The organism is Floridaenema flaviceps BLCC-F50 (assembly GCF_041929275.2).
GTDB lineage: Bacteria > Cyanobacteriota > Cyanobacteriia > Cyanobacteriales > Aerosakkonemataceae > Floridanema > Floridanema flaviceps.
Window position 1 is genome coordinate 251,524 of record NZ_JBHFNR020000001.1, and the last position, 25,361, is coordinate 276,884.

The 25,361-nt window shown below is 41.6% G+C and carries 20 protein-coding genes; 6 read left to right on the forward strand and 14 right to left on the reverse strand.

Features of this window, described 5'->3' with window-relative positions; translation table 11 throughout:
* Positions 1-6 precede the first annotated feature (6 nt).
* A complete protein-coding gene (locus ACE1CI_RS01235; protein ID WP_413264577.1) occupies positions 7-1,218 on the reverse strand; it encodes a quinone-dependent dihydroorotate dehydrogenase in 1,212 nt (403 codons plus the stop codon).
* A gap of 319 nt (positions 1,219-1,537) precedes the next feature.
* Between ACE1CI_RS01235 and ACE1CI_RS01240 the strand changes: the two genes are divergently transcribed.
* A complete protein-coding gene (locus tag ACE1CI_RS01240; RefSeq protein ID WP_496615181.1) occupies positions 1,538-3,265 on the forward strand; it encodes a GAF domain-containing protein in 1,728 nt (575 codons plus the stop codon).
* Entirely contained in the window at positions 3,250-4,485 is a 1,236-nt protein-coding gene (locus ACE1CI_RS01245; RefSeq protein WP_496615182.1) for a hypothetical protein, read from the forward strand. Before ACE1CI_RS01240 ends, ACE1CI_RS01245 begins: the two co-directional genes overlap by 16 nt.
* 123 nt (positions 4,486-4,608) lie before the next feature.
* Here the strand turns inward: ACE1CI_RS01245 and secA are convergent, their stop codons facing one another.
* The 7 genes from secA to queG all read right to left on the reverse strand — a co-directional run bounded on the left by secA (position 4,609) and on the right by queG (position 14,066).
* A complete protein-coding gene (gene secA, locus ACE1CI_RS01250; protein WP_413267576.1) occupies positions 4,609-7,422 on the reverse strand; it encodes a preprotein translocase subunit SecA in 2,814 nt (937 codons plus the stop codon).
* A gap of 554 nt (positions 7,423-7,976) precedes the next feature.
* The gene (locus tag ACE1CI_RS01255; protein ID WP_413267575.1) at positions 7,977-8,531 is read right to left on the reverse strand and encodes a diheme cytochrome C; all 555 of its coding nucleotides are present in this window, start codon (positions 8,529-8,531) and stop codon (positions 7,977-7,979) included.
* Between the two features lie 112 nt (positions 8,532-8,643).
* Positions 8,644-9,552 (reverse strand): AAA family ATPase, encoded by a 909-nt coding sequence (locus tag ACE1CI_RS01260; protein WP_413267574.1) that lies wholly within the window; start codon positions 9,550-9,552, stop codon positions 8,644-8,646.
* Between the two features lie 99 nt (positions 9,553-9,651).
* The gene (locus tag ACE1CI_RS01265) at positions 9,652-10,731 is read right to left on the reverse strand and encodes a bifunctional riboflavin kinase/FAD synthetase (protein WP_413267573.1); all 1,080 of its coding nucleotides are present in this window, start codon (positions 10,729-10,731) and stop codon (positions 9,652-9,654) included.
* A gap of 69 nt (positions 10,732-10,800) precedes the next feature.
* Complete coding sequence (locus ACE1CI_RS01270) at positions 10,801-11,703, reverse strand: MBL fold metallo-hydrolase (RefSeq protein ID WP_413267577.1); 903 nt, start codon at positions 11,701-11,703, stop codon at positions 10,801-10,803.
* A gap of 708 nt (positions 11,704-12,411) precedes the next feature.
* On the reverse strand, positions 12,412-13,062 hold the full coding sequence (locus ACE1CI_RS01275; RefSeq protein WP_413267572.1) for an HAD-IA family hydrolase: 651 nt from the start codon (positions 13,060-13,062) through the stop codon (positions 12,412-12,414).
* Positions 13,059-14,066: a tRNA epoxyqueuosine(34) reductase QueG gene (gene queG / locus ACE1CI_RS01280; RefSeq protein ID WP_413267571.1), complete on the reverse strand. Its 1,008-nt coding sequence runs from the start codon at positions 14,064-14,066 to the stop codon at positions 13,059-13,061. Before queG ends, ACE1CI_RS01275 begins: the two co-directional genes overlap by 4 nt.
* 248 nt (positions 14,067-14,314) lie before the next feature.
* On the opposite strand from queG, the gene ACE1CI_RS01285 reads away from it, so the two are divergent.
* Both ACE1CI_RS01285 and ACE1CI_RS01290 read left to right on the forward strand, forming a co-directional pair.
* Entirely contained in the window at positions 14,315-14,836 is a 522-nt protein-coding gene (locus ACE1CI_RS01285; protein WP_413267570.1) for an orange carotenoid protein N-terminal domain-containing protein, read from the forward strand.
* A 112-nt stretch (positions 14,837-14,948) separates the two neighbouring features.
* Positions 14,949-15,377, forward strand: a complete 429-nt coding sequence (locus ACE1CI_RS01290) for a ketosteroid isomerase family protein (RefSeq protein ID WP_413267569.1) — start codon at positions 14,949-14,951, stop codon at positions 15,375-15,377.
* A 7-nt stretch (positions 15,378-15,384) separates the two neighbouring features.
* On the opposite strand, the gene ACE1CI_RS01295 is transcribed toward ACE1CI_RS01290, so the two are convergent.
* From ACE1CI_RS01295 to ACE1CI_RS01310, 4 genes are all read right to left on the reverse strand, one after another.
* The gene (locus tag ACE1CI_RS01295; protein ID WP_413267568.1) at positions 15,385-15,825 is read right to left on the reverse strand and encodes a hypothetical protein; all 441 of its coding nucleotides are present in this window, start codon (positions 15,823-15,825) and stop codon (positions 15,385-15,387) included.
* A 290-nt stretch (positions 15,826-16,115) separates the two neighbouring features.
* A complete protein-coding gene (locus tag ACE1CI_RS01300; protein ID WP_413267567.1) occupies positions 16,116-16,547 on the reverse strand; it encodes an ATP-binding protein in 432 nt (143 codons plus the stop codon).
* Between the two features lie 3 nt (positions 16,548-16,550).
* Complete coding sequence (locus ACE1CI_RS01305) at positions 16,551-18,230, reverse strand: SpoIIE family protein phosphatase (protein WP_413267566.1); 1,680 nt, start codon at positions 18,228-18,230, stop codon at positions 16,551-16,553.
* Between the two features lie 101 nt (positions 18,231-18,331).
* Positions 18,332-19,060, reverse strand: a complete 729-nt coding sequence (locus tag ACE1CI_RS01310; RefSeq protein ID WP_413267565.1) for a response regulator — start codon at positions 19,058-19,060, stop codon at positions 18,332-18,334.
* A 753-nt stretch (positions 19,061-19,813) separates the two neighbouring features.
* Between ACE1CI_RS01310 and ACE1CI_RS01315 the strand changes: the two genes are divergently transcribed.
* On the forward strand, positions 19,814-21,679 hold the full coding sequence (locus ACE1CI_RS01315; protein WP_413267564.1) for an ATP-binding protein: 1,866 nt from the start codon (positions 19,814-19,816) through the stop codon (positions 21,677-21,679).
* Here ACE1CI_RS01315 and rsmH read toward each other — a convergent pair.
* On the reverse strand, positions 21,668-22,576 hold the full coding sequence (rsmH, locus tag ACE1CI_RS01320; RefSeq protein WP_413267563.1) for a 16S rRNA (cytosine(1402)-N(4))-methyltransferase RsmH: 909 nt from the start codon (positions 22,574-22,576) through the stop codon (positions 21,668-21,670). The two genes, ACE1CI_RS01315 and rsmH, sit on opposite strands and share 12 nt — an antisense overlap.
* Positions 22,577-22,886: 310 nt before the next feature.
* Here rsmH and ACE1CI_RS01325 point away from each other — a divergent pair, with 310 nt between their 5' ends.
* A complete protein-coding gene (locus ACE1CI_RS01325) occupies positions 22,887-23,201 on the forward strand; it encodes a hypothetical protein (protein ID WP_413267562.1) in 315 nt (104 codons plus the stop codon).
* Positions 23,202-23,305: 104 nt separating this feature from the next.
* On the opposite strand, the gene ACE1CI_RS01330 is transcribed toward ACE1CI_RS01325, so the two are convergent.
* A complete protein-coding gene (locus ACE1CI_RS01330) occupies positions 23,306-25,225 on the reverse strand; it encodes a M48 family metalloprotease (protein WP_413267561.1) in 1,920 nt (639 codons plus the stop codon).
* Positions 25,226-25,361: the final 136 nt, after the last annotated feature.

Here is a 25,361-nt window from a genome sequence, read left to right on the forward strand (position 1 = left end):
TGCGGTTCAATTTTCTTCTAATCCCACTGCTTGAGAAATATTCGACAAACCTCTTTCTTCCAACTTCGCCAACAAGCCTTCTAAAATGCGTTTTACCATAAAAGGGCCTTGATAAATCCAACCAGTATAAGTTTGTAACAAACAAGCGCCAGCAGTAATTTTTTCCCAAGCATCATCAGCCGTAAAAATTCCGCCAACACCCATAATTGGCAATTTTCCCTTAGTTTCTTTTCTAATAAAACGGATCACTTGGGTCGATCGCGCTTTCAAAGGCAAACCACTAATCCCTCCAGCTTCATCCTTAACCAAATTTCCCGTTTCCCGCAAAATTTTAGTCTTTAAACCCTCACGACTAATAGTAGTATTCGTAGCAATAATTCCTGCCAAATTATGAGATAAAGTAACATCTAAAACATCCGAAATTGCATCCCATTCCAAATCGGGGGCAATTTTGACTAGAATTGGCTTATTAGCCTTTTGGTTTTCTTGTTGTAAAGCAGACAAGATTGCACTTAGCATCGGCGCATCTTGGAGAGTTCTTAAACCTGGAGTATTGGGAGAGGAGACATTAACTACAAAGTAATCGCCCAAATCCTTTAACAGGCGAAAACTACCCAGGTAATCTGCGGCTGCTTCCTCCAATGGTGTTACCTTAGATTTACCGAGATTAATTCCTACGGGGATCGGTCTAGGTCGTCTTTGTAAAGCTGCGATCAGTGCGGTTGCCATCGCTGCTGCACCATCGTTGTTAAAACCCATACGGTTGAGTGCGGCTTCGTCTGCCAACAGCCGAAACAAGCGCGGAGTCGGGTTTCCCGGTTGCGCGTTCAGGGTGACAGTACCTAGTTCAGCGTAGCCAAAACCAAAGCTTGACCAGACACCCGATGCTGTCCCGTTCTTGTCAAATCCAGCTGCTAATCCCATAGGGTTCTTAAACACCACTGATTGGGGAATAATAACTGAAGACTGAGAAATTGGAGTGGAATTTTCCGATCGTACCTCCGGTTGATTTGGGTGAGCCCAAAGTTTTTGTTCCAGGCGTGCATCTGCGATCGAGAAGTTTTGTTGTAGTTGGTTGAGTATCCAGCTACTTGGGGGGCGATCGCTATGACAATCCAACCAAGTCGAAATTTGCATAAATTGCTTATGCAAAAATTCTGGATCGGTTTTTAATCCAGAAAATACAATGGGGCGTAAAACGGCTTGATATATGTCCAAAGCTATTAAGTAGTAGATACTAAGTGGTAGATGGTAAGTTGATTTTACCTATTACTTTGGGAACTGGGTAGTCCTCAGTTCTTGTACCAAGTGGCAAAGCCTTGGTCAACTAGGGAAAGGAAAAAAGTTTAAAGGGAAATGTGAAAATTCTTTCTTTTTATTCTGATCCTTTAACTTTTTACCTGACAGCACCTTATAGTTAATTAACTGGTGCCAGATAGGAAGTTCCTGCCGTATCGCTGTCCACTACCTCTTCTAACTAATTACCTAATTACCAACCCATTACCAACTACCCATTACCCAACGGGAGTGATAGTAAATGGCCCAACAACAAAAGCGGTATTCTGAAGACAAAAAAATTGTTAATTTGGGTCGTGTTCTTCAAATCCTCCGGGAAGAAGAAAACGTAGATGTATTAATTGAAACAACCCTAAATTATCTCCAATCAGAATTTCAATACGATTTAATTTGGTTAGGATTGTACGATCACATAGAGCATCGCATTTTGGGTAAAGGTGGCATTACCCCAAATGGAGATATTAGCTTTTTGAAGCAAAAGTTTTTCCTGCAACCGGGAGATTTGTTAGAACAGGTAGTAATACAACAAAGACCGATCGGAGTTCCCGATCTAGGAGACGCAAATCGGGCGGGAGAGTGGCGCAAAGCAGCACTTAATTTTAAGATTCGGGGAACCTTAATTTTTCCGATTCGCCATCGCGATCGCTGTTTTGGAGTAGTATTGTTGGGATTATTAGGTTGGGGAATTTCGCCGCAAGCTGAAGAAAAAGCGCAATTATCTGTACTTTTAGGTACTCTAGCAGCTTCATTAAATCAGATTGAAATTAATTGGAATCATCAACGGATTAAGCGCCCTGATGAACCTTTGTTGGCAATCATGCAGAAGTTGCCTTCTCTGCCCACAATGTTGCAGCGACTAGAAGCGATCGTTGCCGAAACCCATCAATTTGTCAACCCAACTCGCACAAATATTTACTGGTTTGAACCAGATAAACGCTATTTTTGGCGTTACATGAGTAATCGTTTAGCCGGGATTGCTGGGGATAGTCAACAACCAGCTTCCGGGATAACTGTGCAAGAATCAGGCAGTTTTTATAGTGCGATGTTGGGCGATCAAATTGTTGCCATTGGGGAAAGTTTGAGTTCCCTAAAGGCTGATGTTACTAGTAGGTTATTGCAGAGAATGGGAGCTAGATCCTTATTAGCTGCACCAATTCTTTTACAAGATGAACTATTAGGATTTCTATCAGTAGAAGGTAACGACCCGCGAATTTGGAAAGAGGAAGAAAAAAATTACTTAAGAGGTGCAGCGAGAATAATTGCTTTAGTTTCCCCGATCGAACAAATGGAAACAATGATTAAGCAAACTAAGCAAGATCAATTATTATTAGCAGAAATTGCCAAAGGCATTTATAGCGATGAAGATTGGTATAATACATTGAAAGAAGCTAGCGATCGGCTAAAAGAACGCTTTCAATCCGAGCGATTTTTGGTATTACTTTTTGATAGCGACCACAAACACTTTGAAATCTCTTATCAAAATCATCCCACTAATCGCCGACCTTTAGGTTCAACTAGTAAACCAGCAAAACGTAACGGCAAAGAAAGCAGAGTTAGCAATCCAACTCCCTCCTCAGAAAATCCTTATATATTGCCTCATTTAAGCGATGTAGATTGGAAATTACTAGAACGTAGTTCAGAATCAGTAGTAATAGAAGACCTAACAACAGACTTAAAATTACTTTCTTGGAGAGACGGATTTTTAGAAGCAGGAGTAAGAAGCGTTTTAATTTCTAACACCAGCATCGGCAAATCACTCAAAGGTTTGTTGATGATTACCTGCGAAAGTGCCCGTACCTTTTCTGCGGCAGAAAAAGAAGTTTTTCGCGTAGTTAGCCAACAAATCGGCTTAATCTTACAGCAATGGCAAATCCAAAAACAATCGGCAAGGGAACAAAAAACCTACCAAACATTGCAGTGGGGTTTAACCATGCTCCAGCAAAACTACCAAAAATGCTGCAACAGTTAGAAGAATGTGCGCTACAGGCTTGTGCTAGTTTGCTAGAAGCGCCTGTAGCTGCCTTAGTTTCTTGGCAACCAGGAGATGAAATTGCCCAAGTTACGGCGACAACACCTCCTAGTGCTGAGTTTGCCATTAATACAGAACAAACAGTTTCAATTTACGCTGATGAATTGATTCAAGAAGCTTTAAATACTGATGGTTTACTTTATAAAAATGTCCAACAGCTAACGCCTAATACTAAACAATGGCTAACAGCTTCAGGAGTTGAAGAAATTATCGTTATGGCTTTGCGAACTACACCGGAACATTTTCCCACAGGTGTAGTAGTGCTTTGTAATGGCTTAGGTTTTCATTGGCCCGAAAGTGCCTTACCAGCCTTTGGTTTACTTGTAGCACAATTTGCTTGGTTCCGCCGAGAATCTTTGATCGCCAGGAGTTTGCAACAAGAACGCGAAGAACTGCAATGTTTAAACTGGTACAAACATCGGGCAATAGAAGATTTTTGCCGCACTGTAGCATCTTCTTTAAAGGTATTTGCGTCTCTTGCCCCTAAAGAAGCTGCCCAGGAAGTGCGCTATCAACAACTTTGTTCTCATTTAGGTGGTTCTTTAGCGGCGCTTTCCCGAATGCTAGCGCGGGAATTGTGGAATACCCAATCGGTTTTACAATCGCACTCAGAAGATCCGATTCGAGTCACAAGTTTGCTGCGTCGGAGTTTGGAACGGGTAGATGATTTGATTAAAAGTCGCCGTCTATGGGCAAAAGTACATGATGTGGGAGACTGGCGTACTGAAACACAAGGAAAAACCGCTCTCACTTCTGCCGCTTTGTTACTCAACCGAGGTTCTACCTTGGTACAGCTAGTAGTTTACGAACTATTGTTAGCTGCCTGTCAACGTGGCGAAGAAGGCGGAAGAATCGATATTTGGTATCGTCAACTGAATGCCCAAGATACAGGAATACCTTATCCCCAATGTTTTCATTCGGATTATTTTTTGGAGTTGTCGATTACTGACAATGGCAACATCGATCCGCAATTAATCGTTGATTTACAAAAGCTACCCAAAGATGATTTAGCGCCCCATACCTTGCGCCAACCCCCCGGACTACACTTACGAATTTGTCAGTTACTCATCAGTGCGATCGGAGGTTTCCTCAACCTATATATTCTCGATGATGGCAGAATTCTGTCTCAGGTGTTGGTGCCGATCGACATCTCCACCTAGAATAAAGTACGTTGTTGCGCTTTAGCGCTAAAAGATAGCGCTAAAGCGCAACAACCTACCTTTAGAAAGTACGTTGTTGCGCTTTAGCGCTAAAAGATAGCGCTAAAGCGCAACAACCTACCTTTAGACCATTTCCGAGGCAGTTTCCATCTGTGGTTGTGCTTGGGGTTGGAATTGGAACAAGGAGTAGACGACATCGCGACGAATAGCGGTCATCATTTCCAAGAACATTTCGTAACCTTCACTCTTGTACTCAATTAACGGGTCTTTTTGACCATAACCGCGCAGTCCCACACTTTCGCGCAATGCGTCCATTGCTTGTAAGTGTTCCCGCCACAGAGTATCAATGCGTTGCAGGATAAAGAAACGTTCTGCTTCCCGCATTAGTCCGGGTTTAAATTGATCGATTTGCGCTTCTTTGATATCGTAGGCAATTCGCACTTGTTCGCAAAGGAAAGACTTAATTTCCCCAACCGATAGATCTTCTAATTGTTCTGGTTGTAAATCAGAAAGCAGGTAGACAAATTCCTTAACTTTGCTAACCACACTCTTGAGATCCCATTCTTCGGAAGGTAACTCTGGGTTAACGTAAGCGTCTACGATGTCTTCCATCGTTTTTTCGGCGTATCTAACCACCTGTTCCTTCAAATCTTGCCCTTCTAATACCCTCCGTCTTTCCGCATAAATTGCCCGACGTTGGTTATTCATTACTTCGTCGTACTCGAATACTTGTTTCCGAATGTCGTAGTAGTAAGTTTCGACTTTTCTTTGGGCACCTTCTAAGGAACGGGTTAACATTCCCGACTCGATGGGCATATCTTCTTCTACCCTTAAGGCGGTCATTAATCCAGCGACGCGATCGCCCCCGAAAATCCGCAATAAGTTATCCTCTAAACTGAGGAAGAACTTGGTAGAACCAGGATCTCCCTGTCTTCCCGCCCTTCCCCGCAATTGGTTGTCAATCCTTCGAGATTCGTGACGTTCTGTACCAATTACGTGCAAACCGCCTAATTGTACAACTTCTTCGTGTTCCCGTTTGGTAAAGGCTTCGTATTCTTGGCGAATGCGGTTATAAACATCGCGCAATTTTTGCACGACTATATCATCAGTCGGGGCTTTTTCGGAAGCGATCGCTACTTTATCTTCTGCTTCCAATTCTGGCAGACTGCGTTCCCCATATTCCTTGGCAGCAAAATCTACTGCTTCTTTCAGGGCTTTTTCCGTTTCTTTGCTAAGTTCTGTGGGGAAAATTTGCGGCGAAGCTTTCCAAGTTTTTACCTTTTTCCCTGGTGTAAAACCTACACCACCGCTGCGGTTATGTTCTGCGCCCGGTACTTGTAAAGGTGAAAAATCCTCATCTTCTTCAGGGCGAACAATTTTGGGTAATAAATATTCCCGCAATTTCAGTCTCGCCATATAATCGGCGTTACCACCCAAAATAATATCTGTGCCTCTTCCTGCCATGTTAGTGGCGATCGTCACAGCGCCTCTACGTCCTGCTTGGGCGATAATTTCCGATTCCCGTTCTACGTTTTCCGGTTTTGCATTTAGCAAGTTGTGGGGAACTTCTTTCTGACGCAGTAACCTACTGAGTACTTCTGATTTTTCCACACTAGTTGTACCCACTAGCACCGGACGACCAAGTTGGTGCATTTCGGCACATTCTTCAGCAATAGCTACCCACTTACCCGACTCTTTCTTATAAACTACGTCGGAGAGGTCAGTGCGACCTGTGGCACGGTTAGTGGGAATAATCGTAACTTCCAGCTTGTAAATCTTTTCAAATTCTGCTTCTTCGGTCTTCGCAGTCCCCGTCATTCCCCCCAATTTAGGATAAAGCAGGAACAGGTTTTGATAGGTGATGGTAGCTAAAGTTTGGGTTTCCGGTTGAATTTCTACTCGTTCTTTCGCTTCGATCGCTTGGTGTAAACCATCACTCCAACGCCGTCCGGTAAGTACTCTTCCAGTAAATTCATCAACAATTACTACTTCGTCATTGCGAACGATGTAGTTTACGTCTTTAATGAACAGTTCTTTGCCTTTAATGGCATTAAAAATGTAGTGCGCCCAAGGGTCGTTGGGGTCATAAAGGTCTCTGACTCCCAATAATCTTTCTGCTTCGGCAAAACCTTCATCCGATAAGATAACGTTACGAGCTTTTTCATCTACCTCGTAATGCTCATCCTTGTTCAATTGGGCTGCTATTTCGGAAGCGCGGATATATTTTTGACCGGGACGTTCTACTTGACCGGAAATAATTAAAGGAGTCCTGGCTTCATCGATTAAAATCGAGTCAACTTCGTCAATGATGCAGTAATTAAAGGGACGTTGCACGACTTCTGACATGGCAACTGCCATATTATCGCGCAGGTAGTCAAACCCAATTTCGCTGTTTGTCGCGTAAGTAATGTCGCAGGCGTAATTTTTTTGCCGTTCTGCTGGTGTCATCCCTTGTTGGATTAATCCTACTGTTAATCCTAAGAAGCGATGAATTTGTCCCATCCATTCTGCGTCCCGACGGGCGAGGTAATCGTTAACAGTTACGACGTGAACGCCTTTGCCAGAAATCGCATTCAGGTAAGCAGGTAGTGTAGCAACTAAGGTTTTTCCTTCCCCTGTTTTCATTTCGGCAATTTGTCCGGTGTGCAGGATAATTCCACCGAGTAATTGAACGTCAAAATGGCGCATTCCTAATACGCGCCGACCTGCTTCTCGGACTACGGCAAAAGCTTCTGGGAGAATTTCATCTAGTAATTCTTTTTCATGTGCCAGGGTTTTAGCGGCTTTGAGTTTCTGTCTAAATTCCGCTGTTTTGCCCCTTAATTCTTGATCTGAAAGGGCTTTAATTTCTTCTTCGAGTAAGTTTATTTCGGTAATGTAAGGTTGGTATCTTTTTAGCTTACGAGCATTGGGATCGCCTAAGAGAGTTTTTAACATGGCAGTAGCTTAAATGTTGTTAGTTGTTTAGTGCAATGATTGGGAGATAAAAATTTGTTAGCTTTTACTAATTATTTTTATATGGTAAATGTTCACCTCTAATATGGCTTAAATATTCATTAAATTTTAGACAGGATGAAAAAAATATTTTGGCATTATTGAAGCAAGAGTAAGCGCAAGAATCCATTCTTTTTGCCTTTGACCTTTTAACTTTCGATCGGACAGACTTCGAGACAGTGCCAGTATAGCGTTCAATGGCTAGTAACAGCTGACTGACGATCGCGTTGGCTTAGCCTGTGCGTCAGCACCTATCGCTCCCCTCTGAGCCGCTTCTGACTGGCAAAATTTTAATCTATCTTAATAATATTATCATTTTCTGGCAGAAGGACTGGGAAGATGGGGAGATGGGGAGATGGGGGGAATTTCCTTAATTTACATCAACAACTCTCTCCACCTCCCTACCTCCTTGACCGAACCCATCTCCCCATCTCCCCATCTCCTTGACCGAACCCATCTCCCCATCTCCCCATCCCCCCATCTCCCCATCCCCCCTGCTAATCTTGCCACTGGGCGGAGAGGCTGCGAAAATCATACTTATCTGCGCCAGGGTGACAGGTGATACAACTAGCCATTGGGAGAGATGGGGGGAGTTTGACTTGGGGATGTAATGCTTTAAAATAGCGGGATTGGGCGATGCGGTAGGGGGTTCGTTCTTCGTATTGCGATCGCACACGGGAAAAAGTCCGCAAGTATTCCCAAACTAGTAAGCGCTGTGGATCGATCAACGGTTTGATTTGTACTCCATAATGTTGAGCATCTTGAATTAAATCTGCCCAAGTTTCTGTAGGTAAAACTGCTGGTGGTACTCCTATATGACAGGTGGCACAATTTTCTAAGTAAAGTTGTTGTCCGAGTCGATAGCGTTGGGGAATCACATCTACAGTTCCCACTGACGGAGTATTGGTTACTGTTTGACTTTGTACAAGTTGAGGTTGAGTGAATAAAGTCAAACCCCAAGCAATGATGCTACTCCATAATAGGAGCAATAAGAATAAACCGAGCGATCGCCGTTTTTGTTTCTGAGTTTTTGACCTGACAAGGTTGATCATTCGATTTCAGATTTTAGATTTCAGATTTTAGATTTTACCCTACAGATCAAAAGACAAAACTTTTTATCTCCACAACTTCAGTCGGGAGATGCAATCAATTATCAACAAAATATTAGGGAATAGCAACTTCCTTTAACAATCTTTCTACTATTGTATTGGCTCGTCTTCCTCCTGAAGGAATCAGGCGATGGGAAAGCACGTAAGGCGCTAAAAACTTCACATCATCGGGAATAGCATAATCTCTACCCAAGAGAAAAGCTAAAGCTTGAGTAGCTTTTTGTAAAGCTACTGCACCACGCGGACTTACACCAAGAGTAATTTCTTCATGTTCTCTAGTGGCACGAACCAAGGTAATAATATACTGTTGCAGAGAAGTTTCTAATTTGATGTTGCTACACAAACGGCGTAACTCTAAAACTTCTTCTAAAGAAATGCAAGGTTTTAATTCTTCAACGGTAATCCCTCCCTTAATCCTTTGTAGCATTTGCAGTTCTTCTGCTTCGGAAGGATAACCGAGAGAAAGGGATATGGTAAACCGATCCATTTGCGCTTCTGGCAGAGGAAATGTACCTTGATATTCGATCGGGTTTTGTGTCGCAATCACAAAAAAGGGATGGGGTACTTGTCGCGATACCCCATCTACCGTTACCTGTCGTTCTTCCATTACTTCTAACAACGCCGACTGAGTGCGGGGTGTGGCGCGGTTAATCTCGTCTGCTAATACGACGTTAGCAAATACTGGCCCTGGTAAAAATTCAAACTCGGCCTTACTTTGATTCCAAATATTAGTGCCTGTAATATCGCTAGGGAGTAAATCTGGAGTACACTGAATTCTTTGGAACTTACCGTCGATCGATCGAGCTAGAGATTTGGCGAGTAAAGTTTTTCCTACCCCTGGTACGTCTTCTAGCAAAGCGTGACCACCAGCTAACAATGCTACCAATACTAAACGGATGGCTTCAGTTTTGCCAACGAGGGTTAAACCCAGGTTTTCAGTTAGCCGCTCAATACCTGTTCTCATATTTTAGGGGGTAAAAGGTAAATAGTTAAGAGTAAAGAAATCTCTATTCTAGTTTTCCCATTTTCCAGTTCTTAATCTCCATCAACTTTCACCTTTTAGTTAACTCAAAATCGACCTCGCTTGTAAACAATCACCTGTAATCTGTTGTTTGAGTTCTTCGAGGGAGGCAAATTTCTGTTCTGGGCGCAGGAATTTTTCTAAACTAACTGTTAAAGTTTTACCGTATAGATCTCCCGTCCAGTCTAACAAATGAACTTCTACAGTTGGATTGATACCATTAACGGTAGGGCGATGACCGATATTCATCACCCCTCTCAAGGGAGTAACAATAGGTGAATTTCCCTCTGTTGCTGTGTTTGGTAGCAAAGCAGTTTCCGTTTCTTGAGCTTGGTCGATCGAAACTCGCACGGCATAAACTCCGAAACGAGGTAAAAACTTGTTTGCGGGTAATTCTAGGTTAGCAGTAGGAAATCCGATCGTCCTTCCTAGCTGCTGACCTTGAATCACACAACCGATTAAAGTATAAGGTCTTCCCAATAATTGATTTGCCCGTTCAACTTCTCCTTCTAAGAGAAACTGACGGATAGCAGAACTACTAATTCTTTCCCCTTCGTTGTTTTGTATTGGCACGATCGTTACTTCTACGCCATATTTGGCAGCAAGTTTTTTTAAGTCTGCTGAAGTTCCTGAACGTCTATTCCCAAAGCAAAAATCTTGCCCTACACTAATCCATCTAGCTTTTAGCTGTCGGACTAATATGTGTTCGACAAACTCTTGAGGGCTTAAATCTGCCATTTCCCGATCGAACGGTAGTAAAACTAATTGTTCTACTCCCAATGCGGTCAATAATTCTACTTTTTCGTCTAACGGCGTTAGTAAAGCACGCGGTTGTCCGGTAAAAAACTCTCGCGGATGAGGATTAAATGTGACAACGGTGGGTAATGGGCGATCGCTGGCACTAATTCGATAATCACTTTCCCAGCAATCATTATCTATATCTATTAATAATCCGTTGTCTAATCGACGACCCCCTTGAGTTGATACTGCTGGACTACGTGCATCCGAACTATGTAATACAGGTTTAATTACCTGTTGATGCCCTTGGTGAACGCCGTCGAAATTTCCCAGGGCAACAGCAGTTGGAGTTAAAGCAGTAGTTAGCGATGAGGTAACCCACACGCTTTACATTTTGACACAAATTGAACAAGTTTCATCTTACCGAGCAAATTACCCCTAATCTTTATAAATTTATACTGACAATTTGATGTCTTCTAAGTCTTCAGGTTGTGGTGCTGGTACTGGGAGTTGAATGGACATTCCTTCCCGTGCCATGATTGTGTTCGGAAATACTTTCGCTGCCTGTTCTCCAACTAAATCCAGGTAGTCATCATCATGTAAGGGATCGTGATGAAAAATTACCAGTTTTTCAACATTAGCCGCTTGAGCAATTTTAATTGCTTCTTGCCAAGTGGAGTGTCCCCAACCAACTTTGCTAGTCCTGGGAGAATGGTATTCTTCATCGGTGTAGGTAGCATCGTAGATTAGTACGTTGGCATTGCGTGCCAAATACAACACATTTTCATCCAAGCGATCGGGATAATGCTCTGTATCAGTCACATAAGCTGCCGAACAACCACGCCAGTTAACTCTGTAACCTACTGCTTCTCCGGGATGATTTAATAGTGCCGTTTCCAATGTTATGTTATGCTCTTCTAGCTCGATGAAATCTCCTGGCTTAAAGTCAAAGAATTTCAACTGAGCCCCCATGATTTGCAATGGCACGGGGAAGTTAGGATGAAGCATTTGATCGTGCAGACGTTGCTCGATCGTGGCACCGTTGGGGGCAATTGCTCCATATATATTGAAGCGATTTCCTTTGATAAAAGCAGGTGTAAAAAAGGGAAATCCTTGGATATGATCCCAGTGGGAGTGGGTGAAAAATAGGTAAGCGTCTAAAGGCATTTGAGACAGGAGTGTTTGTCCCAAAACACGCAGCCCCGTACCACCATCAAAAATCAGGTGTTTGCCACCTACCTGCATTTGGATACAAGGTGTATTGCCACCGTAACGTACCGTGTGTGGGCCAGGACAGGGTATGCTACCTCTAACGCCCCAGAAGTTAATTAAAAATTGGTTTTGCATCACAGACATGGGTGTTGCTCGCTTTTCTTCCTCAAGCAGTCCCTGGTTATGGTTTTGCATCTTTGCGGATGGCTTTGTACAATCATACCCCAGTAATCTCAAAAGGTAATTTGCACTACTCCATAAATCTCACTTTATGTTAACCTTCACCAGGAAAACCAGCTTAAATGCTGGGGTTTATTTTCACAGGATGCAGCCAAATAATTTTGGTCAGCTTAGCAGCAAAGGCAGCATTACTGAGGCAATTGATTCCCATAGGGTTTCACTTTGGTTACTCAACTGCTAGAGAGGTTACTACTTTTTAGCTTAATCTGAAATCAAGTTTCTCATCTGTGCTGCCAAATTGGTTTAGTACAGGGGCATCCAAGTATCACCTCAGAATTAACAATATAGCTGCTTATTGTGGTGAGAGTGAATTTTTATACTCACTTCCACTGTTTGCTGAGTCTATATTCAGTTTACCTAAAGATGATTACCTGTGAGTGTGATATCAAGCACTAGTTGCCATACTTTAGAAACTTCCATCATCAGATTTTACCGCAGATATTTTTTGGGCAATTTGCCGAAAAATTCAGCGCCAAATGGTCAATTCCATATCCTAACAGTGCGTTAGTAAAGGGATCAGTGATCTAAAACACTGAAATCCTGTTATTTTTCTAGGTAGCTTGCTTCGATCGTGTTTTTAGCTTATCATTTCCAAAAGTCTTGTTTAACCGTTTAAGATGGAGGATTTTGCAAAAGTTTAATCACTTCTATTAATTGCTGGGGATGTTCGATTAAAAAATCAGGTTTTTGTTGCTTGAGGATGTTTCCAGAGTTAAATCCCCAACTAACTGCAATTACTTTAATATTACTTTTTTTTGCTGCTTCTATATCCCTAGTTTCATCCCCGACATAGACGATTTCTCCTGGTTGAAGATTAGCTTGGCGCAAGAAGTTGTTAATTACTCGACTTTTACCAAATATTCTAGTACCACAATAAATAAAATCAAACAAATCTAATAAACCATTGTTTTGCAAAAATACTTGCACGTTTTCTCGATCGTTAGATGTAATAATTCCGAGTTTATTACCTTGCTTTTTTAATTCAAATAAGGCGGGTTTCATTCCCTCGACTGGAGATAATGTATCAATTGTACTGTTTAATTGGGCTATAACTTTTCGGAGGAGAAAAGGTAATTTATAAATTGCCACACCAGATTTTTGAATAATTTCTCTAGTGGTCAAATCTTTGATTTTAGGGATATCTTCAGGAGTAGCAGGTAAATAACCAAATTCCGGGGCTAAACTATTGCTAATTGTGACCAAGGCATCAAAAGTATCGGCAACTGTGCCATCAAAATCAAAAATAACTACTTTTATACTCATAGCTTGATAAATTTATAGAGAAAGCTCCGCTCTTGATGCAAATATTCTAAGTTAGTCCGGGCATTTCTTCGCCACATTTCTGGTTTAATTCTGCGTAGTGCGGAGGCGGGAAATTTTTTTTCCCACTCTCGATCGGACATTTGGGCTAATTCTTCTAAGGTAGGATCGACATTTCCAGGGTAAGGTTGAAATTCTAAAACGTCTGTTTCTTGGGCAAATCTTTGGTTCCAAGGGCAAACATCTTGACAGATATCACAACCTGCTACCCAATTGTTAAGATGGGGTGCGATCGCATCTGGTAAATTTTCGCTACGGTTTTCGATCGTATGATAAGCAATACAACGATTCGCATCTACGACAAAAGTTTGGGGATGGCTAAAGTCCGCATCAGCCGCAGGACGAATCGCATTTGTCGGACAAGCCGTGATACAACGAGTACAACTACCACAATGATGAGTATGCGGAGTATCTGGAGCCAATTTTAAGTTAGTCAACACTTCGCCTAAAAATACCCAAGATCCATATTTCCTGGTAATCACATTCGTATTTTTCGCAATCCAACCAATTCCCGCCCGCTGTGCCCAAACTTTATCCTGAATTGGGCCAGTATCAGCATAATAACGTGCTAAAATTCCTTCTCCTTGCTGCTCTAACCAATTACTGAGCACTTTTAATTTTTTGTGCATGATTTTGTGATAATCCCGTCCCCAGCCATAACGGGAGATTTTAGCGTACTCTTTACCCTCTGAACGTTGAGCAGGTGTGTAATAGTTCAGCGCCACACAAATCACTGACTGTACTTCAGGCATCAATAAGCGAATATTTTCCCGCTTTGGATTTGCCATCCACTGCATATCCGCTTGATAACCTAAAGCCAACCACTGCTGCAACCTTTGAGTTTCGGATTCATCCTCTGCGTCCACAGATGCTACCCCGACTTGATGAAATCCTAACTCCGAGGCTTTTTGCTTCACCTGAGCGCTATCAACTATTGCACTTACCACAATTTCTCGGCATTTTAAGCGAACACTAAGGGTAACAACTGCCAGCCTGTTTTGTCAACAGTCCAATATACATATTGAAAATTTATATATGATAACAACCTTAAATATATAAGTTGTTACCTAACTCAAGTATTTGTAATATTTATTTGTAATTCGTAAAATTATGTTGCACTATAGAAATCAAGGAGTACGAGATTCAAGAAGCCCATCGGCTGTACCAGTAATTATCAAGAATCTCTTTAGCAGATATGACTTTTACAGCAGACTTAGCTTCAACTAACTTCTCTAACGCTTTCGCTTCCAGCAATCAGATTGCTAATGCTGTACCTGCAACTACTGCATTATTCAAGCGTCTGAACATTGATGACCAATTGGCTGTATTGTGGTATGTCTATACAGAATGTGGTCGTTCCATTACTCCTGCCGCACCTGGAGCAGCACGCTTACAGTTAGCTGAAGGACTGTTGAATCAAATTAAGCAAATGTCTCATACCGAGCAGCTAGAAGTGATGCGCGATTTAGCTGCGAAGCGGAACACTCAAATCAGCCGTTCTTACGGTATTCTTAGCCCCAACACTAAATTAGCTTTCTGGTATCAATTAGCAGAATGGATGGTACAAGGTTTTGTTGTTCCCATGCCTCCAGGCTATCAGCTGTCTCGCGATGGTGAAAAGGTTTTAGAAGCGATTAAGCAACTGGACTTTGGTCAACAAATCACTGTTCTGCGTAATACTGCGATCGATATGGGTATCGATCCATTAGCAGACTAATCGAATACTGCTAACTGAGCAGTAACTTAAATTTCACTCTTGAGGAGCAGGTAATTGAGCCTGCTTCTCTGTTTAAGTTGGTTTTATATTTGCCCAAACTTGAGGAATTAAGATGCAAACTGCTGATGCTACACCTGTTGTTTTAGATGAGCAAGGTGATTTAGTTATTGAGGGAATAACAGAAAGTACGATATTAAGGTATTTTCAAACGCTAAATGCAGGTGATTTTTCGGCAACAGCGGCTTTGTTTGCTGCTACTGGGGAGTTAAATCCTCCTTTTGAATCACCTGTTATTGGGCCAGAGGCGATCGCAACTTACTTACAGCAAGAAGCAACCGGAATGCAGCTTCTACCCAAAGAAGGTACTGCCCAAAAAACCGAAGATGGTGACACTCAAATTCAGGTGAAGGGAAAAGTTAAGACACCTTTATTTAGTGTGAATGTGGGTTGGATATTTTTATTAAATGCTCAACAGGAAATTGCTGCTGCGACGATTAAACTGCTAGCTTCTCCCCAAGAGTTATTAAGTCTGCGTCGTTAAGCTACATTTAAGCGACGGAAACTGCTGGTTGTTGCAGGGAACGGAACAGCATCCGACGACCTAAATCAACGTCTTTTTCAGAACATCGCCAGTCTGGATGGGCTGTTCTGAGTAAGCTTTCTAATGTTTCTTGATCGAATAGGTGCCACACTGGGGCGCTGTTGTATTCGGTGGCGATCGCAAAGCAATTTTCGCTAATGCAGATAATATTCACGCTTTGGGAAACGCGCACTAACTCCATTTGTTCTCCTGGTTGTAGCCCCCGGAATTGGCGCATAATTTGCTTCCATTCAGTCACCGAAGATACAGTCAATCCGGGAATTGCTACTGTGAAAGCAGTTTCGCCATTAATACTAATCCAGTAATGACGGGCGGGATCGATACCTAAAAGCCACTGAGATTCATCATCTAGACGATAACGGGGGCAAAGGAGAAACAGCTGAGTCATGACAGTAGGTTAATCTTTCAAAACTTCAATTTATGCAAAAACCTTTAGGGTCAAGAAGGTCTAAGGCTTTTGCGAATCTTGTATGAATCTTAAGGTTTGTTTATCTAAAGGTGAATACGTTTGCAACAAAAATTAGCAAAAGTTATATAACCTATTAAATACACTCACTTTTTAATGAAGTTTTGTAAAGTTACTTCGCCATTTTTACAGCACCCTGAATCAAGAGCGGCTTGCTCTGAGAATGGAAGCGCTCGTTTGTTAACTGGCTGATTGGGGATTGTGGTTTGATTTCAGTTATCTTTAGTTTTACTGGGCAGACTAGCTTCTAACTTAAGACAGTTGCGACCATTTACTTGTAAACGGTACTCTACTCTATCCATTAATCGATTCATAATTAGCCAACCATAACCGCTTTCTTGTTTATCTTCTGGGCTGGGTGGTAGATAAGTAGATATATCGTAGCCTTTGCCATGATCCCAAATTTCCAGAGCTAAATCTCGCTCTTGGAGTTCTAAGCGAATGAGGATGGGTAAATTAGGCTGGTCTTTGTGAGCATGGCGGACTACGTTAGAATATGCTTCTACCAGAGCTAAACGTAGGCGGTTAGATTGACGCGGCCAATCAACTGAGTCTCCTAGTTCTACTTCTAAACACCCAAGTAACCAGCTTTCAACAATAGTTAAAAATTTCAGGTCACTGGGAATATGTAACTCCGTTCTCATTGATTACAGAACCTCCAAAGAAAGTATGGTTTGGTCGTCTTCTTGTACTTGGTTGTGTCCGCGAATGCGATCGAGTAAGCGGGTCAAATCCAAAGGACTAGCCTCTTGGGTGAGTAAAGTCCATAAACCTTCTTGTTTGAGCATAAACCTCTGGCTCGGATCGCTACCATTACCACTGCCGGGGGTGAGGTCTTCTTGGGTAACGGTAGCTTCGGTGATGCCATCGCTTGCTAAAAGAAGTGCTTCCCCTGGTTTGAGTTGTAATTCGCCAGCAGTTCCTTTCCATACTGGTAGTATGCCCAAAGGAACGCCTCTAGCTTTAAGGAAGTTCGGTTGAACTCCGTCTATTTTTTTGGCTACGTCTTTGTATGACCAGACCAAGGGATAAATGTGACCAGCGTTAGCGTAAACTAACTCACCAGTCGAGGCGGTGTAACGTGCCAGAACCATTGTAATGAAGCAGTTATTCCCGATGAGGTCTTCGGAAAGGCTGCTGTTGAGATTCTGCATGAGAACGTGAGGAGTGGGAGGATTTTCTTGGGAGAGTTCTCTTCGCATGACTGAGATGGCGCTTGCCATAAACAATGCTGCGGGGACACCTTTCCCGGAAACATCTCCGACTGCTAACCAAATGTCTCCTTTTGGATGAACAAAAACTTCAAAGAAATCGCCTCCGACTTCTCTAGCTGGGAAGCAACAAGCTTGGATTCTGATTCCTTCTAAATCGGGCCAACTTTGGCGGAGCAGGTTATTTTGAATTTGCCGAGCTACTTCGAGTTCGGCTCGCATTTGCTGTGCTTGTTCTTGGGTGCGTTGGTAAAGTTTGGCTTGGGAAAGTGCTAGTGCTGCTTGTTCGGAGACGCTTTCGATTAGTTTTACGTCTTCGGATGTCCAGGTTTCCCGGTTGCTTTGGTGATACAGGCACAGGACGGCGAGTAGTTCCTGCTGACAGATTAAGGGAATGATTAGCTGTGTTGATTGTTTGCCTTCGTTGTCGTTGCTTTGAATGGTTTTTGGTTGTTGGGTTTCTAGGACTGTTTGTAAGCCAGCAGGATCGATCGCCAGTTCGATATCGATTCCCGCTGCATGATAAGAAAAGGACTCTGATAGTAAGCGTAAGCCTTCCACTGGTCGCAGTAAACAAGCAGCTGTGCCAAAGGTTTGACCGATGGTTTCCACAATTTTTTGCAGCATACTGCGATAGTCCAAAGATTCCCGAATCGCACTAGTTACAGCATTAAATATAGTTTCTCGCTGTAAAGCGCGGCGTAGTTCATCAGTACGACGCTTGAGCACTCCGTAAGTCTCTGAAGCTTGTTGAACTACAGCTTTTAATTCCGTAGGATTCCAAGGTTTGGTGATGTATTTAAATACTTGACCTGAGTTGATTGCTTCTACTAGGTCTTCTACATCTGTGTATCCTGTAAGCAGGATACGAATTGTGTCTGGAAAGCGTTCTACTGTCCGACCTAAGAATTCTGTTCCGTTCATTTGGGGCATTCTCTGGTCAGAGATAATTACTGCCATTTCGCCTTCTTTGTCGAGTACTTCTAAGGCACTTGGCCCACTTTCGGCTTTGTATACTTGAAATTCCCGCCGAAAAGTTCTGTACAGCAAATCGAGGTTATCAGGCTCGTCATCCACTACCATGAGTTTGAGTTTGCTGCCATCTCCCCGACTCATCTATTACTCCACTTCCAAGTCATAGTAATTGGGAATTTTGAATTCTAAATTCGGAAATTCAAAATTTGAGAATCTAAAATTCAAAATTCGTGGTTTCTGTTTTACCCTACTAATCCAGAGCGTAGGGCTCGCACAGCCGCTTGAGTACGGTCATCAGCACAGAGTTTGTTTAAAATGTTACGGACGTGAGTCTTCACTGTCCCGACGGTGATGTACAGTTTTTCTGCGATCTGCGCGTTGCTGAAACCTTCCACAATCAGTTGTAGCACTTCCAATTCCCTTTCGGTTAGAGGATATGCTTCCAGCATATTGGTATATTCTGGCTCAGTGGCTTGGATGGCTACGGTTTTGGAACTAACTGGAGCTTGAGGGGTTGTGGTGCCTGGTTCTATAGGTTGCCTGGTTTGACTGAGTACAATTTTGGCGATCGCCGGATCGATCCAAGAGTTGCCTTCTTGTGTTACCTGCAATGCTTCTAGTAAGCGATCGAAGCTAATGTCTTTCATGCAGTATGAGTCTGCACCAGCAGCAAAAGCTGCCATTACAGCTTCTTCGTTATCTTGCAAGGTCAATATTAAGACTTTTGGCACTGGGTTGTTTTCGTCTTCAGTCTCTTTTAACTTTTTCGTCAACTCAATGCCGTCTATATCTGGCAATCCAATATCAACTATGGCAATATCTGGTTGAGATGTTTGTAATAAGTTTAGTCCCTCAGTACCATTAGCAGCTTCACCTACAACTTCAATTTCCTGCCGTTGTTGCAAGGCTGTCTTAATCCCCACGCGAGTGAGGTCATGATCTTCAATGAGGGCAACGCGAATTTTTTTCATTGTCAACGTTCCCAATAATTTATGAGTTTGACTTGTGCCACACTAGTTTACAAATGTTTCCAGGGGTTTAGTTAAATTACACCCCTTGGCAGGAGAGATATTTTCCTCAATCTCGATAGATTCAAAGTAATAGAGTAGTTAATTAGCATTTTTCAAGTTTTGCTTAAAAAACTCAGCTGTGAAACTAATACCAAGGAGGGTTTTAATGTGACCTGTTTGATACTGTTTGGATTACGAGACGATCGTAATGCTTGCTCCACTAGTTCTTGAGTGTGGGTGTTCTACTCCAGTAATTGAGTGAATTCCGCTCAGTCAAGGGTTTTTGGCTAGTAGATGCAAGTAACTGCTGGCTGGGGTATTACAGTTTAATGGTAGAAATACCTTCTATACTCTGAGTTCTCATCTCCAATAGTCAACTTTTATTTAGTTGCCAACGCTTATTCAGTATACCTGGTAAGGGGCAGGAGAATAAGTGGGAGTGAGATTGTCCTATAGGGTTATTCTCACAAAACTTTTTTGTTAGCCCGCACTAGCGTTGTCATAGCTCCAGATGGGGTCAAACTTGATTTCCCTGCTGGCAGTTAATTAATCCCATAAGCTGCGATTTTTCCCAAATATTAGCATTTTTCGGGTCGAAGTTGTGGGTTGTTGGGGTTATGTGCCAAATTTTCTCATAAGAGGGGCTGGGATAACCACTATGAATTGTATTTAAAAGAACTTTAATTACATCTGTCAAAAAAATTTTCAATAATTATGGCAAAAAATTTTCTAGTCTTGGTGGTCGATGATAACGCAGTAGAGCGCAGGGCAGTTTGTCAGTGTCTTCGAGATACTGATGAGTTACTAGAGCTTTATGAAGCGTCTGACTTTGCTGAGGCTTTAGTAATTTTACAAGCACAAAAGTTAGATTGTGTGTTTTTAGATGAGAGTTTACTAGATGCTCAAGGTTTAGGGTTATTAGAGAGGTTATCTGCTGTAGATGTGCGGGTGCCAATTGTGGTGTTAACTAATGAGGAGGATGAAGCAACTTATGAGCAATTGTTAAGAATGGGAGTATCTGATTATGTAAGTAAAGCTAAGGTATCGGCTTTGCTTAAAAGTAATTTAGCGCATTTAATGCGGCTTTATGGAGCTAAAAAACGATTGCTGTTAGAATATAAATCTGCAAAGGACGATCGCTTAAAAAGTTGGGATAATCTATCGGTAGACTTGGGAGAAGAAACCGACCCACAATTTAAAATAACAGAAAAGTTGCGGAGAGCGATCGCCATTTTAGGTCAACAGCAACAGCAGTTAATGACTCTGCAACGTTTAACAAATCTCCTTAATCAAAGGCTGGCAAATTTATCCAATTTGCTGCAATTCATGGTGCAATCTGTTTGTGATGCTATTCCGAAAGCACAGTTTTCTTTACTAGTACTACATAATCCCCAATGTAACCGCTTAATGTTATCTGTCACTGCCGGAGTTGGTACAGAAAAATTGCGCTTAGAAGATGCTTTTGGCAAGGGGGAAGGTTGGTTAGCGAAGGTTGCTTCTACAGGTTTTTTGCAACATATTGAAGGTAGGGATGATTTACCTGCTTGTGTTTATGCGGTTCCCATTGAATCGGCACAAGCAGGACGTTTAGGGTTGTTAGCTATTGGTAATTGGGATAATACTAATGCTTTCAGTAAAGATGAACAAAAATTATTAATTGCTGTGGGAGAACAAGCTGCTATAGCTATTAATAATGCTAGAATAATTAGAATTTTAGAAGAACGAGAAGAACGGTTAGCTATCCAAAATGAAATTCTGGCAAGGCAAAATGAAGAACTAGAAAATCAACGACAAAAAATTCATTTACAAAACCTGCAACTTTTGGAAGCAGCTAAACTAAAATCTCAGTTTTTAGCAACAGTTTCTCATGAATTACGCACGCCGATGAATGCAGTAATTGGATTCTCACAATTACTGTTGCGCCAAATGAGAAATAAGAAATCTGATTCTGAGTTTTCGCCAGAACAGATGAGTATGTTAGAAAGGATTTTAAATAATGGTAAACACTTGCTAGGATTAATTAATGATATCCTTGACCTTTCCAAAATTGAAGCAGGTCGAATGAATTTGCAACGACAACAATTCAACTTGGAATCATTGGTTAGGGAGACTAGTGAAGAAGCACGTTTGTTGGCAGAGGAAAAGCAGATAGATTTACAACTAAGCGCTAATTTGAGTAATCCAATAATTATTAATGATCCTCATCGGTTAAAGCAAGTTGTAATGAATTTGCTATCGAATGCGATTAAGTTTACTTCGGCTGGTAAAGTAGAAATAGAAGTATTTGAAATTGATTCGATGCGATTAGCTATTCGGGTGACAGATACGGGAATTGGAATTGCTGAATCAGATTTAAAAAATATTTTTGCTGAGTTTTGGCAAGTAGATCAAAGTATCACCAAAAAACATTATGGTACTGGTTTAGGTTTGGCGATTATTAAATCTTTGGTAGAACTAATGAAGGGAAAGGTGAATGTGACAAGTGAATTGGGGAAAGGTTCCTGTTTCCAAGTAGAAATTCCTCGTCATATACCGCAGCTTAATCACACAAGTAAATGTGGCAGAAGGTTACTCAGATGATTTGACTTTTTCTGCTATTCTGAGTTTGGCAGAACGCGATCGCAAATTCTCCTCTATCTCTTCTTCTTGGGGTACGATTGGTTTTTTGGTAATCACTTGCAAAATTGGTGATTCCTTGAAAGAATGTTTCACCAATCTATCTTCTAAACTGTGAAAGCTAATAATCCCAATTCTTCCTCCTGATTTTAACCAATTGGGTGCGGTTTTTAGGAAAGTTTCTAAAGATGCTAATTCTTGATTGACGACTATTCGCAATGCTTGAAATACGCGAGTTGCTGGGTGAATTCTGCCATAACGGTAGGAACGGGGAACGCTGTGAAATATTTCGTTTGCTAATTCGGTGGTAGTTTTAAATGGTCGCTTTTCGACTATTTGTTTAGCAATTCGGCGCGATAATCTTTCTTCGCCATATTTATAAAAGATATCTGCTAATTCTGCTTCTTCCCAGTCGTTAATAATGTCAGCGGCGGTTAAGTTTTCTCTTTGATCCATTCGCATATCTAATTCTGCCTCTTGGCGGAAGCTAAAACCTCTAGAACCTGTATCTAAATGAAAGGAACTAACGCCTAAGTCAGCAATTATGCCATCAAATTTTAAATCTTGTGGTTGATATGTAGCAAAATTACCATGCCAAAAGGTGATCCGATCGCTAAATTCAGCTAATTTATTTTTAGCAGCATTAATTGCTTCGGCATCGCGATCGATCGCTATTACTTGAGTATCTGATGCAGCTTGCAAAATTAACCCAGTATGTCCCCCACCGCCAACTGTCGCATCAAGGTAAATTCCTCCGGGACTAATTGCTAACCCAGAAATTAATTCATTTGCTAAAACTGATACATGGACAAAGGTAGATTCTGCTTGCTGATTTACGTCACCCGGTTCGATCGCGTTCATAACTAATGACAATAGACTGATAATAAATAAATTTTAAACTATTTATCTATGTGATAGTCAATAGTAGATTGTATAAAATTTTTTGTGGCATTTAATATTCACATACTCTGATTTAAGATATTTACATTACTTTAAAAAACATTATGGACAGCAGAGAATTACCGAGAATATTATAGTAAATGAACAGCCAATTTTCTTTTAGTAAGATTTGGTTAATAGCTATTTAAAAGTGGTGCTTCTTGATGAAGAATAAAGCAAGCATTGCTTGTTTTTAAGTAGATTGTTTCACCAGTTTATTAAGGAGAAATTCATGAGTTTAAATAGACTGCTCGCTGGGGTAGCGATCGCTGGATTGGCGGTACTGACTGCGACTCCGACAGTTCCTTCATTTGCTGCGGAAAAGGTATCTAGTCAAGCACAAACACAGCAATTTGCACAGCGGCGCGATCGCGATGATTGGGATAGATACAGGGATAGAGACAGGGACGATCGGTGGCGCGATCGCGATCGTCGTGTCTGCTACTATGAACGTCGTGGTAGACGAGTTTTCTATTGCTGTCGTGAGAGAGTTTGGAACGGACGCTCTTATCAAGTACGGACTTCCTGCCAACCAGTAAGAAGATAATTTTTTTGGTAGTTAAATTGAGGAGAAAATCGGGTTTTTAGTGGCAAATCAAACCCGGTTTTTCTTTGATATCATGTCCGGTTGCAGGAGTGAAAGTTTCATAACTAGCAACTTGAGCTACTATAAATACAAGCATTTTCTATTTTGCCGATAATTTTTTCCCATTGCTTATTATAGCCACTGTAATCGTTCAAAAGAATAACGTAAGCTTGACCGGGAAAGTCTACTTCCGAGATAATCTTATTCAGAAGTTGCTGGTCTTGGTCAGAAGTATGCCATTTATACCAGGCTTTCTGTTGGGTAATACCTAGTATGTAAAATGGTTTTTCGGGAAAGTAAGTAACTTGTTTGCGAACCAAATATGCTTGCTTAATTTCCGGGTAACGTGATAATTGCTGATAGATTAGAGTAATTTCTTGATCTGGCAAATTGTGAGGGATAAATTTATCTCGATTGTTCACAAAAGACCGTTCTTGCTTTGCCTTCAGGAGTAATTCGTAGTGGTCTTCAGCACGCTTTTGATAAACTTTAGCTTCTGCTTCTTGGTCTTGTTGGAGCAAGAAATAGTAAATAATTTGGCAGGCTTCCATAACGCAGTCAGGGTCTTTTTTCATGGCTTTTTCTAGGTACTCAATGCCTGAAAAGTCATTTTTTTGCAGCAATATTTGACCGAGACTGTAGTTAGCGGCTGCATGATTAGGCTGATTTATCAGTATTTCTTGCAACAGAGGAATTAAAGCTTCATTTTCCGAAACTTGGGCGGTGAGGCGAACTCGTTCCCAAGCTTCTTCATCTGTTAACTTTTGTTTTGCCGCTTTCTCTTCCAGAGATTTTAATTTTTTGATCGATTGTTGAACCTGAGCATATTGCTGTCGCCAAGTAGTTGATATTTGCTCTGTCCAATTACTGTCAAAATAAGCTATAGTTTTATTTAAATTTTCTCCGAGTAACTGTTGTGCCGCGTTGACTTTAATGAGAGAAAGTAAAGGTAATTTTTCCGATTTTTCCCCAAGAAAACCTAAAGCTTTTAACCGATCGCTCAAGCAAGGATGAGTATCAGCGTTATTAGTTTTTTCGGCTAAAGCTTGGTCTAAAAATTTGCTAATATCTTCATCAGGCAAACTACTAACCAAGGCAGAGGACATTTTTGTAAAAGTTGTTTTTGGTGGCTCAACTTGATGCTGGACTTGTTTGTAGACATCAGGCCAAAAAGTATTTTCCAAAAATCTCGCTTTGACTTCCACATTCATCAGCGCTTCGGCAGTATTTTTGGCACCTGCTAATTCTGCGGCACAGCGATCGGCCTCATATTCGTTCATTCGGGCTAAAACAAAGGAATAAGCCCCAAAAAAGGGGAAATACCATTTAAAAAACGCCTCAAATAGAAAAGAAGAACCATGTTGCCCGCTTTCGTACAGCCGTTGCCAAATTTGAGTGTGTGAGAGGCGGACGCGATAAATCCAGCCAGCAAAACGACTGTGATTGCCAGACAAATGTCCTAACTCATGGGCGAGTACAGCCTGAAACTGGTTTTGAGAAAGGGCTTGCATCAACGGTAGCCCCAGAATCAGGTAATTTTGCTGCCAACCGAACAAACCTAAACGCGGTCTTTGGACAACCGCAGCATTTAATTCATTAGTGAGTAGGATGTGGTGAAAGCGGGGAGCCTGTAGCTTGGCGGTTAGTTCGTCAACGAAAGCAAATAAACGGGGAAATTCTCGGCGTTTGAGTGGTAGTCCCAGCGGAGGGGGGAAAGTTACCCAGAGCGATCGCAAAATAATAAAAAATACAATGAGTAACAAAAAGGCAAACTTAATCACAGCTGCATTGATTCTGTGACTCCACAAGACGAACAACACCACTAAACCCAAGACTAGCAATAGTCCCACTAGGACGAAAACAATGTACGCATAGCCAAGGACAGCCAAAAGACCCACTCGAAGTTTATAACTTGCGGGCTTGCTGTGGGCAAAAATTTCCAAGCGCTTCACGAGTGCATCGAACTTTTCGTCAGTCATCATCATGGAAGTGCACCTACTCACCGAAATACTTAGGAGTTAGCTAATCCTTACCCAAAAATTTCGCTATATTAGCTCAGTCAGTTTTAACCGAACACTCAACGCTCAAGCCAATATAATTGAAGCTACGAAACAAAATTTA

Excerpts from the sequence above, each read along its gene's own strand:
- ACE1CI_RS01240 (WP_496615181.1), top strand. The coding sequence starts at position 1,538 with ATGGCCCAACAACAAAAGCGGTATTCTGAAGACAAAAAAATTGTTAAT.
- ACE1CI_RS01245 (WP_496615182.1), top strand. The coding sequence starts at position 3,250 with ATGCTGCAACAGTTAGAAGAATGTGCGCTACAGGCTTGTGCTAGTTTG.
- secA (WP_413267576.1), bottom strand. The coding sequence starts at position 7,422 with ATGTTAAAAACTCTCTTAGGCGATCCCAATGCTCGTAAGCTAAAAAGA.
- ACE1CI_RS01255 (WP_413267575.1), bottom strand. The coding sequence starts at position 8,531 with ATGATCAACCTTGTCAGGTCAAAAACTCAGAAACAAAAACGGCGATCG.
- ACE1CI_RS01260 (WP_413267574.1), bottom strand. The coding sequence starts at position 9,552 with ATGAGAACAGGTATTGAGCGGCTAACTGAAAACCTGGGTTTAACCCTC.
- ACE1CI_RS01270 (WP_413267577.1), bottom strand. The coding sequence starts at position 11,703 with ATGTCTGTGATGCAAAACCAATTTTTAATTAACTTCTGGGGCGTTAGA.
- ACE1CI_RS01275 (WP_413267572.1), bottom strand. The coding sequence starts at position 13,062 with ATGAGTATAAAAGTAGTTATTTTTGATTTTGATGGCACAGTTGCCGAT.
- ACE1CI_RS01285 (WP_413267570.1), top strand. The coding sequence starts at position 14,315 with ATGACTTTTACAGCAGACTTAGCTTCAACTAACTTCTCTAACGCTTTC.
- ACE1CI_RS01290 (WP_413267569.1), top strand. The coding sequence starts at position 14,949 with ATGCAAACTGCTGATGCTACACCTGTTGTTTTAGATGAGCAAGGTGAT.
- ACE1CI_RS01295 (WP_413267568.1), bottom strand. The coding sequence starts at position 15,825 with ATGACTCAGCTGTTTCTCCTTTGCCCCCGTTATCGTCTAGATGATGAA.
- ACE1CI_RS01300 (WP_413267567.1), bottom strand. The coding sequence starts at position 16,547 with ATGAGAACGGAGTTACATATTCCCAGTGACCTGAAATTTTTAACTATT.
- ACE1CI_RS01305 (WP_413267566.1), bottom strand. The coding sequence starts at position 18,230 with ATGAGTCGGGGAGATGGCAGCAAACTCAAACTCATGGTAGTGGATGAC.
- ACE1CI_RS01310 (WP_413267565.1), bottom strand. The coding sequence starts at position 19,060 with ATGAAAAAAATTCGCGTTGCCCTCATTGAAGATCATGACCTCACTCGC.
- ACE1CI_RS01315 (WP_413267564.1), top strand. The coding sequence starts at position 19,814 with ATGGCAAAAAATTTTCTAGTCTTGGTGGTCGATGATAACGCAGTAGAG.
- rsmH (WP_413267563.1), bottom strand. The coding sequence starts at position 22,576 with ATGAACGCGATCGAACCGGGTGACGTAAATCAGCAAGCAGAATCTACC.
- ACE1CI_RS01325 (WP_413267562.1), top strand. The coding sequence starts at position 22,887 with ATGAGTTTAAATAGACTGCTCGCTGGGGTAGCGATCGCTGGATTGGCG.
- ACE1CI_RS01330 (WP_413267561.1), bottom strand. The coding sequence starts at position 25,225 with ATGATGATGACTGACGAAAAGTTCGATGCACTCGTGAAGCGCTTGGAA.